The sequence below is a fragment of the Parabacteroides sp. TM07-1AC genome (genome assembly GCF_003480915.1).
In the GTDB taxonomy this organism is placed as follows: domain Bacteria; phylum Bacteroidota; class Bacteroidia; order Bacteroidales; family Tannerellaceae; genus Parabacteroides; species Parabacteroides chongii.
In genome coordinates, this window is the sequence record NZ_QUKD01000001.1 from 1,066,483 (window position 1) to 1,082,902 (window position 16,420).

Annotated in this window: 11 protein-coding genes; all 11 read right to left on the reverse strand. The window is 46.6% G+C overall.

Annotated features, from left to right (window positions below):
- Positions 1–8: 8 nt before the first annotated feature.
- The 11 genes from DXD68_RS04600 to DXD68_RS04650 all read right to left on the reverse strand — a co-directional run bounded on the left by DXD68_RS04600 (position 9) and on the right by DXD68_RS04650 (position 16,339).
- The gene (locus DXD68_RS04600; protein WP_122360442.1) at positions 9–2,744 is read right to left on the reverse strand and encodes a BACON domain-containing protein; all 2,736 of its coding nucleotides are present in this window, start codon (positions 2,742–2,744) and stop codon (positions 9–11) included.
- A 19-nt stretch (positions 2,745–2,763) separates the two neighbouring features.
- Positions 2,764–3,921 (reverse strand): BF2992 family fimbrillin-A clan protein, encoded by a 1,158-nt coding sequence (locus DXD68_RS04605; protein ID WP_122360443.1) that lies wholly within the window; start codon positions 3,919–3,921, stop codon positions 2,764–2,766.
- A gap of 249 nt (positions 3,922–4,170) precedes the next feature.
- Positions 4,171–5,292, reverse strand: a complete 1,122-nt coding sequence (locus tag DXD68_RS04610; RefSeq protein WP_158585855.1) for a fimbrillin family protein — start codon at positions 5,290–5,292, stop codon at positions 4,171–4,173.
- Positions 5,292–6,506 carry a fimbrillin family protein gene (locus DXD68_RS04615; RefSeq protein ID WP_122360445.1) on the reverse strand — a complete coding sequence of 405 codons (1,215 nt, stop codon included), beginning with the start codon at positions 6,504–6,506 and terminating at the stop codon, positions 5,292–5,294. The genes DXD68_RS04610 and DXD68_RS04615 overlap by 1 nt, the downstream gene beginning before the upstream one ends.
- 109 nt (positions 6,507–6,615) lie before the next feature.
- Positions 6,616–7,503, reverse strand: a complete 888-nt coding sequence (locus DXD68_RS04620) for a PD-(D/E)XK nuclease family transposase (RefSeq protein ID WP_122360446.1) — start codon at positions 7,501–7,503, stop codon at positions 6,616–6,618.
- Positions 7,504–7,719: 216 nt separating this feature from the next.
- Entirely contained in the window at positions 7,720–10,425 is a 2,706-nt protein-coding gene (locus DXD68_RS04625) for a BACON domain-containing protein (protein ID WP_122360447.1), read from the reverse strand.
- A gap of 13 nt (positions 10,426–10,438) precedes the next feature.
- Positions 10,439–11,596: a BF2992 family fimbrillin-A clan protein gene (locus DXD68_RS04630; RefSeq protein ID WP_122360448.1), complete on the reverse strand. Its 1,158-nt coding sequence runs from the start codon at positions 11,594–11,596 to the stop codon at positions 10,439–10,441.
- Positions 11,597–11,609: 13 nt separating this feature from the next.
- Positions 11,610–12,500: a fimbrillin family protein gene (locus tag DXD68_RS04635; RefSeq protein ID WP_122360449.1), complete on the reverse strand. Its 891-nt coding sequence runs from the start codon at positions 12,498–12,500 to the stop codon at positions 11,610–11,612.
- A gap of 21 nt (positions 12,501–12,521) precedes the next feature.
- Complete coding sequence (locus DXD68_RS04640) at positions 12,522–13,442, reverse strand: DUF5119 domain-containing protein (protein WP_122360450.1); 921 nt, start codon at positions 13,440–13,442, stop codon at positions 12,522–12,524.
- Positions 13,443–13,475: 33 nt separating this feature from the next.
- Positions 13,476–14,810: a DUF3575 domain-containing protein gene (locus DXD68_RS04645; RefSeq protein WP_122360451.1), complete on the reverse strand. Its 1,335-nt coding sequence runs from the start codon at positions 14,808–14,810 to the stop codon at positions 13,476–13,478.
- A 551-nt stretch (positions 14,811–15,361) separates the two neighbouring features.
- Positions 15,362–16,339, reverse strand: a complete 978-nt coding sequence (locus tag DXD68_RS04650) for a tyrosine-type recombinase/integrase (protein ID WP_158585856.1) — start codon at positions 16,337–16,339, stop codon at positions 15,362–15,364.
- Positions 16,340–16,420 lie beyond the last annotated feature (81 nt).

The window sequence follows — 16,420 nt, forward strand, 5'->3', positions numbered from 1 at the left end:
TTTAGAGATTAGTTCTTATCGCGGACACAACGGACACCACCATTGCCTTGTTTGGTTGTTTGACCAGGATCACCTGTTTCCCAACTTATTACACATCGTTGATTTCTATCTGATAGATATACCGAGCTACTCCAATACCAAACATTTATAAATTCCTCACAACCATCTCCTTGTTCTATTTTTTCTTTATTTTCAAACATAGCTCTCAATTCTATCATTGTCGGAAGACGCCAATCTTTATGACCGCCTTCCTCCAAATTAGAACAATAACCAGACATTACATAAAAATTTGCATAACCATATAATGTACCTCCAGCTGTATTCTGTGCTTTTTGTACTTGTATAACATACGATCCTCCTCCCTCAATAAGCGTTTTTCTATTATTATAATCCAGGTCTTCTTCGTTTGCAAATGGAGGATACGAAGATAAGCGACTACCTAACCAAGTTTCATACGCGGTTAGCGACTCCTTATTTATTTCAAGATCAAAAGCGGATAATTTTGCAGCTTGATTTACCGTCACTCTTTTTGAATGATCATTACTACCTTCTACAGCAAAGAAGAAAGTAGCAGAACGAGTTTCATCTGTATTTTCAGGTACAGAGAATGTCACAGTCTGTCCGGTACCCGTTGCAGTAGATTGCTCTATATTAGCAGAAACAGCGTCACTACCCTCCTTCCTGGTTACGATCCAAGGTAACCCTTTTGTCCCTGTGACAGTGACTGTTCCGGTACTTGCCGTACTTTCCAGATCCAACACCGTTGGTGAAACTTCAAACACCGATCCTGCCTGTATTACCGTTATAACCTCTGAGGGTCCCGGATGAGAATCACCGGTTTCATTTCCGACCTGTACCGTGATCATCCCTCTCCGTTCCGAAGCATTTAAGTTTAAAGTTGTCTTGTAATCGATAGTTTGAGAGCCTGTTCCGGTTGTACCGCTTTCCGGAGTTAACAAAGACAACCAATCAGTTCCACTAGTCACTGTAGCAACCCACGGTAAGTCGTGGGTTGCTACAAAACTGTCTGACAGTTTTTCGGCTGCTTCCGGCCCCGGTTTGGGAGTGCGGTCAGTGACAGAGATTGTTGCTCCTGCCTGGGTAACAGATATGCTTTTAGTCAGTTCCGGATAGGTAGTACTGATCGCATCACCCGCCTTTACCAGGATTGTTCCGGTACGGGCTGCTGCGGAAGGATTACTGGATAAAGTCTTAACCTTCAACGATTCTTCAGTACCCGAAGCCTCCGCTCCTGTTTGCGGAGCGTCCCCGTTCCATCCAAGCCATTCTCCCCATTCGGAAGTTAATGTCGCAGACCAGGGTATTCCCCGGGTAGCCGTAAAAGAACCGTTTCCTTCAGAACCTCCACCGGCATCCAGTAATACAGAAGTTCCAGCTGCCAGAACTGACGGATTCTGTCTTACTGTAATTTCTTTTTCTCCGACCGTAAATGAAGTTTCCCGTTCCTCAGCACGGGGATTGGCTGTTACAGTCTTAAACTCCACCCTATAAGGACCTATAAAATCCAGTTTATTACCTGCCTCATACGTTGTTTCTCCTACTACAGCCAACAACCACGTCGGTATCGTAAACGACCAGGGCATTCCCGGGCGGGTTGTTACCTGAAAGATACCCGTAGCCCCTTTCTCCGCCCCCAGATTATCCGGATCCTGCATTTCCGGCACGGTCCCTACCGTTACCCGCTTATCGGAAAAATCTATGCCCGTCAAGGTCACATTTATAGTATAAAGACCGTTCCTCACTATCGTATAATCATTATTCCCATTACCGGGATAAAGCGTAAAAACAACATTTTCATAGCGAACTCCGTCCTGCACGGCATCTCCTGTCAAACGGATGCAGGTTGCATGTGTTACCCCTGCGCCGGTTTTATTGACCGCCTCGTTACCTGTATTGGCTCCTGTTCCGGCCGGATTCTCCGGCAGATACCAATATTGCGTACCGCTATTACCGGGTGAGGTAGCAGTATACGTTTTAAAATCCGCGTCTCCGGTCAGTTGCGTAGGATTTTCCTCTCCGATATATTTCATCTGTACCGGAACATTACACAATTCCAGTGAAGAAGGAAGAAAAGAAAAATTCTTTCCACCTACCAAATAGGTGAATTTTATTTTGGCAAGAGAACGTTTCAACTGAATATCCGCGCTGATATTCTCTTTGATTTCACCCGACCACATACCGGTCATTACACAAAGGTTGTTGTTCGGTAATCCGTCATCCGTAAAAGCATTCTCTACCGAATACGCTTTTAAATCAGATTCAGTAGCAGCTTTCCCCGTCAAATTCCCCGCATTGGCAACCGCCCAAACATGACTAGTCCCTTCTATTCGTTTTAGAGGCAAGTTTACGCTCTCCTGGGATGCCATAGACGAAAAATATTCTTCCGTAACCAAATCGCCGTTCTCCCCATACTGTCCCACCCACAAGTTCAGTATCGTCTTATCGGAGATATCCCCTGGATCGCTTGTCGAGCGAGTAACGGTCTCACTTTCCACCTCCGGAAGGCTGTCCGGTCTTGCCGTTCCACAGGAAGTAAAAGCGACACTTCGAGTATTGGTAACTGTTGTAGCCAGTATATTCAGATGAAAACACGAAGAAACCTCCTCCGCCTTTTCCTCTTTCCCCCCTGTCACCACCTCGCTTTGCGTGCAACCACAAAACAGGCTCAACAAGAAGAGCGCATTCAGCATCACTCCTTTTTTTCTGATCCTTTTTCTTTCCATTTCCCTGTTTGTTACAATACTAGTCAATTTTTCCACCGCCTACCGTCGCGCCTCCCGTCCAGGATATGTCCTCCCAATCGGCTACCACCAAACCGAAAGGAGTTCCGGGGGTAACTTCCGGTTCAGTCGGACGACCGGATGGAGCACCCCCTATATTATCGTCCGTCCATCCGAAAGGAGACCAATCATAGACACTCAGACGAAGCAGACTACGGTCGTTTTCCACTTCCAAGGTAAATACATATTGTTTTCCCTCTTCAAAAACAATATTTTTTGAAATCGTTGCTTCCAATTTTACGGCAATACCGTTGCGGGCCACTGTCACCGCTACCCCGAACGCCTCACTGTTCTTTGGCAACAGAATCGTTGTCGTCCGGTTCAGTCCCAACGGGTTCGGCTGATCCGGATTCTCAGGATCCGGTAAAGTGACAAAATCAGTTGTCGACAGTTTCCCAGCCTCCGACTGGTCACCGCCGGACGGAGGGATCACCTCGCTTTCCCCTACCGGCAAACCGGCTCCCGCCGATGAGATAGCAGACAGTTCAAGACGTGTCCCGCAAAGGGAAGAAATCGGTACGATATTCCCTTTGGTAGGTGTTACCTCAAAAACGACCTGCGCACATTTACGGCGGAACGCCCGAAGAGTAACGACCCGGGTGACCTGCGAGACTTCTACCCCGCGTACAAAAGAGGTCATTACATCCTCCTGATGCGGAATACCGGTGACTTGCCACTTCCCATCAACCTGTGTCAAAGGACGTGCCGGAGAGACCGCGTAAAAATCATATACACCTGCCGGTATTCTCATCTCTTCACCATTTCCGGCTATTTGCTTCCCGCTCCCATCCACCTGACAGGGCAACAGATCACCTTCAACGCCTACAACAAAAGTAGCTTCTACCGTCGGGGCCGTAACGGAAAAGTCTGCAGGATCACCCGTCCCACCCGATTCACTGAGGTGATAGGCTGCAATACGTATCGTACTCCCAACAGGTAAAGAAACCGCCTCAGTACTACGGGTTATCGGCAAAAGCTCCAATGCAGGAGACGCGAATGACAGCGTGATAAGACCGGTTTCTCCCTCCCCTTCTTCCACGATGCTGCCGGTACACCCCGTCCCCGATAAGAGACAAAATGTAAACAGTAAAAATAGATTTACAGAAAGCCGTTTCATCATTACAAATTATCCTTTTATACCGGTTAGCGAAATAATATGATTCACAATTTGTCAGAAGTGAATCTATTTGTCGCAATAAAAGAACCAGGTACGCGGATAACGCGGATTGAACGGATTTGAACGGATCGGATAATTTAAATCCGTTTTGATCCGCCTAATCCGCGTTATCCGCGTTCCTGGTTCTTATTAAAATAGTTCACCTTTTCCTATAATGTAGTATATTAACCATCCACAAGTCCTTTATTTATACTACTCTACCGGGACAACAACAGCCTCTGGACTATCATCCCAACCGACTACCTGTACCTGGCTGAACTCGATGCCTTTGTCGGTAACAGTCATGGTATAGACATAATGTTTACCCTGCTCCCAAGTAGCAGCGACAGTGTTCTCTTTCGTCTGATAGGTATGGTCTTTAACCGCATCAAGAGCACCCGTAGGGCCTAATGTGATCTTTACTCCCATCTTTCCTGTACACGGCGCTACCAAACCGTATGCCTGAGGTGAGGTGACTACCGTATAACCTGACTCTGCAGCTTCTGCTACTTCTGTCACTGGTTCAGACCATGCGGCAACCTGTCCTTGATTCTCTGTTTTTGCCGTCAGCGTCAATGCAGTTGTAGTCGATGTTCCGGTTAATACGCCATCCGTCAAACGCATAACGGCACTTGAGGGATTCGAAGCTACTACAAATGCAGCACCATTACTCGTCAGTTCCAGCTTCTTCACATAATCCTCTGTTGTAACTTCTTGTCCCTCCGCTTTCATCACACGGAAACTGATCTTAGCCAAGGCATGCTGCATGGATAAGGCTACAGATGGGCTTAGATGATTCACAACGGGAGCTTTTTTCTCCGCATCCGTTCCATAGAGATAATCAATCTGATCCGTTTCCCATTCATTGCCATAGACAAAGGACTGCTCAGACAAAATAACCGGTGCACTCAAAACAGGGATACTACTTTCATCCAGTTTACCTTCTGCATCGGAAGGCGCCCAGGCATACACCGTACCGTCGGTATCTCCCAGATTCAATGTTTTATCTGCAGTCCACGTCAACGCTTCTCCGCCGCCGTCACTACCACCAGCCTTGCTACAAGTAAATATCTGTTTTTCGACCAGGGTAGAATAATATTCCCTGCTATTATCACTTCCTTTCGTCACCAATACCCCGATCGTTTTAAGGATATTGCCCGCACCGTCAGCTCCTGTATTTTCATACACGGCTTTTGTTCCTTCGGTAAGGGATAAAAAACTGACAGACAAAGCACTTGTTTCCTCTTCATCAGGTTCTTTTTCCGGCAAACCTGTTTCCGCTACCGTGCAGGCGGTAAGGAAAAGACAGGGTAACAAATATTTTATACCACACATCATAAGTCGATATTTCCTCCCGATGTTTCTTCCCATTTCTGAACGCTTACACTTGTCACTTCCAGTTTGCGCTGCGAAGCACAGACCGTATATATATAGTTTATTCCTGCCTCCCAAGCATCAGCTACCGTCACAGGTAAAGACACCGTATATTCCTTGCCGTCAATAGTAAAGACCACCTCAATATCATTTTCTGAAATGCTTGTCAGCGGATAAGTCAAGAAACTTACCTTACGGGCTACTTTCGGACCGGTGACCGTTGCGTTTACAATATAAGTTGTTGCACTTTGTTCTCCCTCCGTGATCTGTTTGGGTATCGTATAACCGCTGATCGTACGGGTCAGGTTATCCGAGTTATTAGCCGACAGATTCGTTATCGTCCCGTCTTTCAACTTCATGGTTGCCCCGGTAGTTGTCTTAATCAACGTTTTGGCATCTGCATTTTTTATCTTGATCTGTGTCAGGTTGCCTGCTCCCGATAACGTACCATCATTATATAAACGGAAAGAAACCATCGTCAACGCATGTGCCATCGTCAAGTCTATGGAACGACCGGGGCTGCTAGCTACACGCCCGTTACTAACCTTACGGTCCACATTATTGGCATACAGATAATCGACCTCTGTCGGAGCAGAAATAATCTTTCCTTTATTTAATGTATTCGACACCCAGTTTTTTTTATCCGAGTCAAAACGCAAGTCGGCATTCGTCACATCATCCGACAATGTGATCGTTCCAGTCTTCTGCAGCAGAGCAAGAATGGTCAATGCATCAGCAGTCGTTCCCGTAACATTATCCGCTTTCGGATAATAGGCGTAGACCGTACCAACTTCATCTTTCAACGTATAAGGGGCAGCAGTAGCAGCATCAAAGCTCCCTCCCTTAACGGAAATGGACTTCCATTTTTCTCCTCTTTCGTCACCCATAAACCAGACATGATCGGCTGAAATCTCTCCTCCTGAATAGGCTGCGGTTCCCTCTGAATTCAGTATCACGACACCTATCCCCAACGCATCCGCTGAATAATTCGCTTTAGTATACGTGATCATTTCCCCACCGACCACCGATTTTGTTTCTGCGGACAGTACGCCGGTCGATATACCCAACACTGCCGGTTCGTCCTCACCGCCATCCCCTGTAAATACTTCCTGCTGTGTGCAACCTGTTGCCGACAGCAAAGCAGCAAATGCTGCTAATGAGAATAATTGTTTCATACTATTTTGTTTTAAATATCATTCTTCACATGAGGACATAAAAAAGCCCTCAATATCTCTATCATCCGAGACATTGAGGGTTTAAAGAAAAATATTCTTACAAAATGTATTACAGCTTCGCTATTTCTTCGGGAGTCAAACCGGTCGCCTGCGAGATAAGCGGAATATCCAAACCCAGCTTCTTCATGTTGGCTGCAATTTCATTACGTTCCAGAAATACACCTTGCTGAAGACGTTGCTGGCGGATTTCCTGAAGACCTTCCTGAAAACCTTCCAATTTGCTTCCTTCCAACGCATCATTTTGTATCATAAGATCGCTCAGATACTCATTATAGGCGTAGCGCTCCCCGTCACTCATATTGTGATAAAGCAGTTTTTCGCGCGCCTCCATCAAACCGGGAACGGTCGTATCGGGACGAATGGTTCCGTCTTTCAAATACCCCAGCCATTCCTCCAACGGAGTGACAGCCACCTGGTTGAACTCGTTCACACGAATGAGGAAGTATTCGGGAAGTAATTCCGCCGGTAGTTTATGCACCAGGAGATATTTTCCCTTTACACTCACCTCCAGACGATCGCCGGTATGTACGCCGGTGAAGATATTCTGACCATGATACAGATAATCATTTCCCTTACCAATATCGAAGTAAAAAATACTTATGGAATAGATTTTCTTTGCCTCATAATAACTTTCATCCAAAGAGATATGTTCAGTGATACCTTTGGTCGCATCATAGACGACGCGCTCACGGAAAGGCATCTCATGTATGTTCTGTACTTCTACGATAATGATCTCCCCTTTACTGTTTTTAGCCTTGATATCTACCCGGTTGAATTTGTAATAGTTTTGCATCTGATCGTTGCTCTCCAGCATTTCGATGATCTCCACCTTCTCATCCAACAACACAGTAAAGAAACCTTCCAGCACACCGAAATTGGCTTTTTGCCGCAGAAGCCTCTTTATGCTCCAGTCGAAACGGATGTAATTATCTTTCATAAGGCAATACGATTAATCGTTCACATGCAAATGTAATCAATTCCAATCAATATCATTTACAGCTTACCTTACTATTTTTCTTCAAACCCTCAATATGTCAAAGATCGCTTTCAAGCCTTCTATTGCAGGCTATGTTATATATCTTTATCAATGCTCACTCTCTACTGGTGAACCAATCCAGACAGGAACAGTCATGCTACTGTATAAAGAGATGTGTCAGATATCACGGACACAACGAATATACTCATCATGATCAATAATATCACATTGACTGAATTTTCCACCGTCAAAGTATAACAGGCTACGATATTCCATACCTTCAATCATAATAGTGGAACTGCTCCAATAATGCCAGCCGTGAAACGTATTTGCGCCTGTAGAAGATACGATTCTGTCCCTATTCATACGCATAGCCCACAATTCTATCAGAGTTGGCACACGCCAGCCAGACAAACCGTCTTCTTTCAAATTACCACAATATTCTTTCACAGCAGTATAAGTGAAAAAATCCGTCGTTTCTACTTTTTGTACTTGTATATCATAAGAACCAACCATCGTTCCTGCATCTTCATCAACAGTACAACCATGATATTGATTTATTCCATCTTCATCAAACAGGAGACGTGAGCCCGCAGCAGGTTTCACATTGGTTAATACACTTTGATCTATTGTCACTATAATAGCTGAACCTGCAACCTGTTTGACCTCTACCGTCTTTGAATGATTTCCACCGGTAACAGCGATAGTAAATGTGGCAGAACGAGCACCTCCTTTATTTTCAGTCGCATTAAACGTTAAAGTTTGTTCTGTACCATTAGTTGTAGAAGATGTTATAGCAGGAGTTATTCCGTTAGTTGTTTCAGAAGGCTGAACTGTCCATGGCAAACCACTAGTACCGTTTACCGTAACAGAGCCATAGGAAGCAACATACGGTAAATCGATTACAGATTTAGAAACAGTAAATTCCGAAGCCTTTTGTTTTACCGTAATCGTTCCTGTCGGACCACCATCCTCTTCACCTGCCCGGACGGTGATCGCTCCGCTTCGCTGGGAGGCATTTGGATTCACCTTAACATCAAAAGTGATCATTTGAGCAGAACCCGTTGTCTGATCTCCTCCCGTCGTACCTGTCAGGGTAATCCAATCATCACTCATTACCTTTGCCGCCCACGGCAAGCCCGATGTAGCTGTAAATGAAGACTGCCCGGTGGCGGCTACCGGTTCAAGCTCTACAGTGGAACCCTTAACCGTAGAAGCTGCCTGCCTGACCGTTATCTCTTTTGTCAAATTGTGATAATTAGGGTCACCTACCGAAGCACCGACTTTCACTGTGACAGTGCCGGTACGTTCCTCTGCCAGTGGATTACTGGAGATAGCTTTTACGTTCAACGCCTGTTGCTCACCTGTAGTTTCTTTATCAGCCCCTCCCTGGTTATCACCCGACCATTCCCACCAGTTTTCCCCGCTTACGGCAGCCAGCCACGACAGACCTTTTGTCGCTGTAAAATAAGAAGAAGCTTCCGAACCGGCAGCAGCTCCTAAAGAGAGATCTCCTCCTGTCGTTAAGGTCGAACCGGCTTGTGTAAGAGTGATCTCCTGGGGTTGTCCATTCACATCTACTGAAAACGAGACGCTCCTGTCCTCCACCTTCGGATTGGAAGACAATGCCTCAAAGACGACATTTGCCGGTCCCTGAAAACTTACTCCTACCCCCGTTCCAACAACTTTACCTTCTACTATCGCCGACAACCAATCCTCCAGCTCGAACGACCATTCCTGACCCGGACGGGCAGTGATCTGTACCTCTGTCCGACCGCCTTTCTCTGCAGGCATATTCCCCCCTGTTACTACGATCGGTGGTATCTTACCGACTGTAATGCGCTCGTCCGAAATATCTATCCCAACCAACGTTACATTCATTTTATAATAGGAATTACGTACAATATCATAATTGTTTTTATCCTTTCCCGGATAAAAACAGAATGTAACATTCTCGTAAGTCACCCCACTCTGCACTGCCGTTCCGGTCAGTTTAATAAAAGTGGCGTCACTCACACCTTGACCTGTTTTCTTCTTTTCGGAATCGACAGTATATTCGTCGCTTACCGTTCCCGCCATATTCTCCGGCAGATACCAATACATGGTTGTACCCTGCTCATCGACCTCACCGGTATAAGTAATATAGCTCATCTCCTTCAACTGGCTTTCCGGTGCGTCGACCTGCATTTTCTGCGGAACCGAGCAGAGTGTCACACTAGTAGGGGTAAATGTAAAGCCTTCTCCACCCATCGAATAGGTAAATTCAATTTTTGCCAACAAACGCGTCAGCTCCACCTCTACATCTTTTACGCCATTTTCTTCTACTATCCCTTGCCAAAAGCCTGCCATTCCGCATAGGTTGCTCGTTGGCAAACCGTTCTTCGTTGAAACATACGGCAGGACATGTTTCTTCAAATCCGCCTCCGTTTCAATCCTGCCCAGGTCGCCGGCATTCGCTACAAACCAAACCTTGCTTTCCGTTCTGTCCTGGCTTTTCTTTAGTTTCACGTTCACCTTGTCACCGCTGAAAGAATCTATATATTTACAAAACAGAAGAGCCCCGGTCGAGGCATCGTACTGCCCCACCCAAATGGCGGATATCCGGTTCTCAAAACCATCCGCCAACGGGTTGGCGGCACGGGTATCCATCCGGTCGGTTTCACCGACTGCCAGCGTATCCGATTCCACTGTACCCTCTGCCGTACACGTGAGGCTACGGGTCATTGCCGGACGGCAGGCCTCTACATGCAGGTGAAAGCCGACATCCACCTCTTTCAGCGCTTGCCGTGTAGAATCCTCTTCGCCTACATCAGCCAGTGTACAACTACCGGCAAGAAGCAAAATCAACCAGGCAAAACGTTCTATTTTATTTACTCGTTCCATCTCATCACACGTTTTATTTACTTCCTCCTATTTCCCCGTTCCCGCTCCAGTCAATAACTTTCCATGGAATCACCGTAAAGGTCGTTCCCACCCCTTCGTTGATATCCGGATCGGGATAAGGCCGGTCGGGGGCTCCCACGTGTTCATCGGTATATAAAACCGGAGACCAGTCCAATACTCTCATCAACAGCCGGCTCTCGTCGTTTTTTACCTCCAAGGTGAAAACGTACCGTTTGCCCCCGTCGAAAGAGATACCCATATCGGTTGTCGCTTTCAGGGTCGCCGTTTTATCATCCCGCTGTACGTCGATCTCCACGTCAAAAGGCGCTTCACTTTTAGGAAGAAGCACTCCCTTTGTTTTATTGAGTTTCGAGCCATCCGTATCCGACTCTACCTGTTCAAACTCTCCTGTTTCAAACAGGACCTGCGCACCCGTATCACCGCCTGTCGGCAAGATTCCCGTTCCTTCCCCCACGACAAGGGCTGCCCCCGGAGAAGAGATTTTGCTTATAACCAACCGAGTGGCATACAACCGGTCGAAAGGAAGAACATTCTCTTTCGATGGAGCGACATTGAATACGACCAGCGCACATTTCCGGTTAAAAGTACCCAACGTCACCCGGCGTGAATTGCCCGAAACAGTAACACCATGCACTGAAGAAGTCATCACATCTTCTTTATGGGGTATATCCTTTATCTTGTATACATTGTCGTCCGTGTCTTTTACCCATTTTCTTGCCGGAGAAACAGCAAAAAAGTCGTATACACCTCCCCGCACGACCATTTCTTTCGCTTCACCGTCAACCGGTTTTCCGTTATCGTCCACCCGACAGGGCGACAGGGAACCGTCCGCTTCCACCTTATAGGTAGCTTCCAGGGTCGGGGCTGTTGTAGAAAAGGATACCGGCGCAGCCTGTTCTTCCCCCGGGTCACTCCTGAAATAGGCACCGATACGCAAGGTCGTTCCCTCCGGCAGCAGCTCGGGAGACGGTGCTCCGGCTTCTCCCGCACGCGTCAGGACAACCGGCATGCCCAGGTCCGGTTTGCCGAAACTCAAAGCCACCATCCGGGCATTTTCCGGCACGACACCTTCCACCGGTCCTGCCGTGCATCCTGCCAATACAACGCATCCCATCAGCTCCAAATATACCTGTATACAATTCCGTATCATTTGTTTCCCTATCTTAAAGTTCTACTTCTCCTCCCTCTTTCTCCGTCCAGCCGGTAACAGCTGTGGCAACGGATAATTTTTCTTTCTCTGCATCCAACGTGACCGAAAGCGTATAGGAAGTGCCGGCCTGCGCCATGCCCCCCGCCTCCCCGAAACGAACCGGCAGAGCCTCATAAGCCAGGCTGCTCCCGTCGGGGAAAGCTACGGTTGCGTAAAATGTCAGTGGGACAGCAGCCTCCAACATCGTTGTTGCAACCGGCGTATCAGGATAAGTTCCCGACAGCCAAACATCTGCACCATCCGATTCCCAAACGGTCAAAACCGCCGGTTCACCCATCGCCAGCAACGTTCCTTTATTCAAATCGAGTAACATATCCGGATGGCTTCCGCCTATCTGCATCCGTATCAAACGGGCATCAGCCGGATAGCCTTCCGACACACGGACACGGATATTCAGTTGCGTCAGCAAATGACGGAAGGTAAACCGTTTACCCGTCTGCCAGAACATATCGGCAAGCGAACCGTATTGTTCATTACTGACAAGCAAATCCCGGCTACCGTCCAGTCGGTAAACAACTCCGTTACTGCCCGGCTCCGCCGAAGGATAATAGCCCCGGAGGTAAAGACGGCTGCCGTCTGACGGATAATCGTGCGACTGCAACAGGACAGCCTCCCCTTCCGCCGTCCCGTGCGCCTCCCAGATCTCATCATACGTACCCGACGCTTTCCCGGCGGCAAAAGCCAGTAGCTCGCCATCGAAAGCGGACAGAGAGTTACTTGTGAGCAGGCGTATCCCGTTCGTCTCTTCCACCGGTTCAGGTACTTTCAGGTTCTCGCATCCACACAATAACGCAGTAAGCAATAAAACCACGAACCTTTTATTTACCTTATCTCCTTTTTTCATATCTTTCTCTTTTCCTGTTTTCTATTCAGTACCGGCTGTTCCCTCCGTTTCCGCCGTTCCTTCATGCCAGCCGGTAACTTCTATCGTATAACCGCCTGTTTCCAACGGACGGACGGTCATATCCAATTCGATGCGGGCTGCCAAACCATTAAGTACAGCCTCATTCACCTGATCTGTCACATCCGTATGTGAGACGAACGATTGTCCGTCTTTTTGTTCTACTGTCAGCGAGAGATTGGCAGGAACCGATGTTTCCGCCTCCTTATTTCCCGGACGAAGACCGAACAAAGACAAAGACGCCGTATAACGGTTTATGCCGGCAACTTCAGTCGAAAAGCAGACCGAAGCATTATTTTCTTCACAAGGTTCACCCGTCGGAATACAAACTTCGGGAGGGATGCCGCTCAATTCACCGCTTACAACAGTGACTTCGCCGCCACCTTCGATGCGAATATTCAGTGTCACTTCTTTGATCAGGCAGACAGGACTCAGGACGATGGCTTTACCGACAGTAGCCGTGGCAACCACCTCTTCCTCTCCCGTTCCGTACAGATTGCCGGGCTGACTGATCACACCGACAGTTCCTTTGGAAAAAACAGAGGAACGGGCTACTGCACGAGCACCGGAATATCCGCTATTCATCGACAAGTCCAGATTAATGCCATCCGGATTACAGACCACTACCCCGTAATGACCTTGCGGGATGGTTCCCTCATAGCCGGAAGCATCGCCGCGACGAACGAGGGGAACCGGATTGCCATCGGCATAAAAATAATAATCGAAAACACCTGTATGAGCAGCACGTGTTCCCCAGTCCAGGACTAAGCGGACTTTGCCGTTCCTCGTCCAGTCCTTGTCGGTCGTCAGGGAGGTACAGGCCGTGAATAGCAACCCAATCAACAGCCCCCCCACATAATCCCTTATCTTGTTCCCCTTCCCCATCTTAATTTTCAATTTTCAATTCTCAATTTTCAATTACCTGACCCCTATCCTATACACTATACTGAGCCTGAATCCGATCATCATACCTGTTGCATTGAACAGGCTTTCCTGATAATTCTTATCATCCACTTTGTCATACCGGTATTTCTCTCCGCCAAAAACAGAACGATAGCCAGCCTGTAAAGCCGCCTCCGTACAGAAACCGGCTCCTAATGGAACCATGCACCCTATTGCCAACCCTCCCGAAGCAAACTTACCTGTACGGCCATAAAGACCGTCGGAGCTGATCTTTTCCCCTCGTACATCAAAATCGCCATACTGTCCGAACGCTCCGACCCATAGCCAGCGGAAACGATCATCCCCTTTCAACCAAAAACGCGGCTCCAGCGTCAGGGACGAAACGCCCCAAAGGTTATCCGGATCACTTCCATACGTATAATAGGAATAAAGAAAGGAGGCATCTACCGACCAGCGTTCCCCGAAACAATATTCCAGCTCCAGATTAGGCATAAAGCTTCCCTTGTTAAATTCGACCGGTCCATTCCCCAACATCACCGACGGAGCCAGCGTACACCAGGGCAGCAGGTTCGTCTTTATTGAAAGATTGAAAGGACGGGTACCGGAAGGATTTGTCGTTAGGGTAAGATTGTTTTTCTCAGGTTTCGCCTTTTCCGGTACCCCGTCACTTTTAACTAGTTTTTCATTCCTTTCTTTCGGTTTCCCTGTATGGGAGACCGGTGTCTTTTTGGAGATCACCAACCGGTAGTCACTGACCTCTTCCCTGTCAAACAAAGCATCGCATATCATATAGACGATACGATCTCCCTTTTCTCCCGACATCCGTTTATACTGTTCCACAAACGGGATAGCCCCATATTTTCCGACAGCCTCTTCCATGCTACGGGAATAATGGCTTTCACTATAATATATTTCCTGATTGGCAAACCACGGCACAGGAGTATCCAGATAATAGACATGTACCTGATCGCGGTTCGAACCACTACGGTCGATATAAAAGGCTATGCATTCATATGGTAATTTCAATTTCGTTTTCATATAATTCCGGATACGTTCGGCACGCAGCGAAACCTGATTGACGGCTTCTGTCTCCATGTATTGCCAGGAAGCCAGGTGAGCCACAATCAATAGATGGGAAGTTCCCTCCAATAAGGTAATCCGGTTTTGCTTCAACAGCTCTGCCATCCGCTGAAGCTCCCCGGCATTGTCCGCATAATCTGCCAGCAAACGGTTTTCCGTTTCGGGAAAAGAATAGACATAAGCATTCGCCTGTTGGAAATCCTGTCCCCAAAGAACATTCCCCTTCAACAATAGGAGCATGATAAACAATATGTACAAAGCTCTTTTCATAACTTCCCGTATCTGTTCCGTTTCTTAGCAAGAAACGGAACGTAAACAAAAACACAGACGTAAACAAATGGTATACAATGCCTTATATGCATAACAGAAGTATTCTTTATAGTTGTAGAATACAATATGAACCATTCTTTACGTCAGCTTTTTTTCTTTTCAGATCATGAATGTTTTTGAAACACAAGAAAAGCAGGTCTGTATGGAAAGTAATCTTCGTAAGAATACTTCTACTATAAAAAGACAATAAGATGAACTAAAAAAGAAGAAAGAAAAGAATAATTCCATTTACGAAAATAACCATAAACAACTGATACTTTGATGTTTGATAGAGATCAAATTGATTAGTATAAATAACAAGAACACCTATGCCCTACTTTGTAATATTTACTCTTTGAGAATAAGGAGAGTATAATATTCAGGGTTTCATGTGCAAAATTTCGGGTTTTCATAACCATTATAAGAAATAAAGTTATTATTTTTGCAGTGTAATACTATCATTGATTATCAACGTTCCGTTTCTTGCTAAGAAACAGAACCAGCTTCTAAGTCTATCCTGCTGATTCATATCTTTTTATTTTTGGTTCCTGTTTTCTTTTTAATACAATCCGATTGGCCTTATTGATCACGGAACTATTCAGTTCTGCCAGATAAATACGGGTCACCAAAATGGAAGAATGCCCCAGTGCATCACAAATAGTCTCGATATCCACCCCTTTGTCTCGTGCAACCGTTGCCCAGGAATGGCGTGCCACATGTGTGGTCAGTTTCACATTCAGTTCCAAAATCAGAGAGATACGGTTGAGCCGTTTGTTTTGCAATCTCAAGGCACTTTCATATCCTTCACCGTTGGCATTCAGGATAGGAAACAGGTAAGGACTGTCTTTCACATCCGCCGCATACCGCCGGATGATCATTATCATCTCAGGCAGTAGCTCTATATGCAAAACCTTACCGGTTTTACTTCTCGTATAGGTAAGAACTCCCCCCTGGATATCTGTCTTTTTCAGATGGGCGAGGTCCACAAAAGACATGCCTCTCGTATAATAGCTGAACAAAAACATTGAAAGGGCAAATGCCAAATTGGGGGATAACCGGGTCACCGCCTTTTCCAACCGGGTAATACTAGCTTCAGGCACAGCCCGTTTAGCCGTCTTTTTCACACCGGTAAAAACATTTTTAAAAGGATCTTCGTTTCCCCGGTCGGCCATCCCTGCCGCCACCATCTCATGCCATATAGTCCGCAGATGGCGAAGATAAAAAGAAGAACTATTCTCCCCCAACTTCTTCCCTCCCGGCTTTTCTTCTTGTAGCCAATGTTCATACGCCGTCATCAGTTTCCCATCCACCCCGTCCGCATACACTATCTTCCCGCATAAAAAACGCCGGAACGAATTAAGCGCACTGCTATAATTATGCGCCGTACTCTTCTTCCCCCCATCTTCCAGACGGGTTATCTTCTCTTGCATAAACTGCAGCACTTCCACTTTCTGCCGCCTGCCTGCACTCTGCTCGTTGTCTCTTCTCATATACATTATTATTTACTAATCGATAATCACTAAAGTGAGTTTAGTAAACAAAATAACAGAAAGAGAAGTTAGTAATATCTG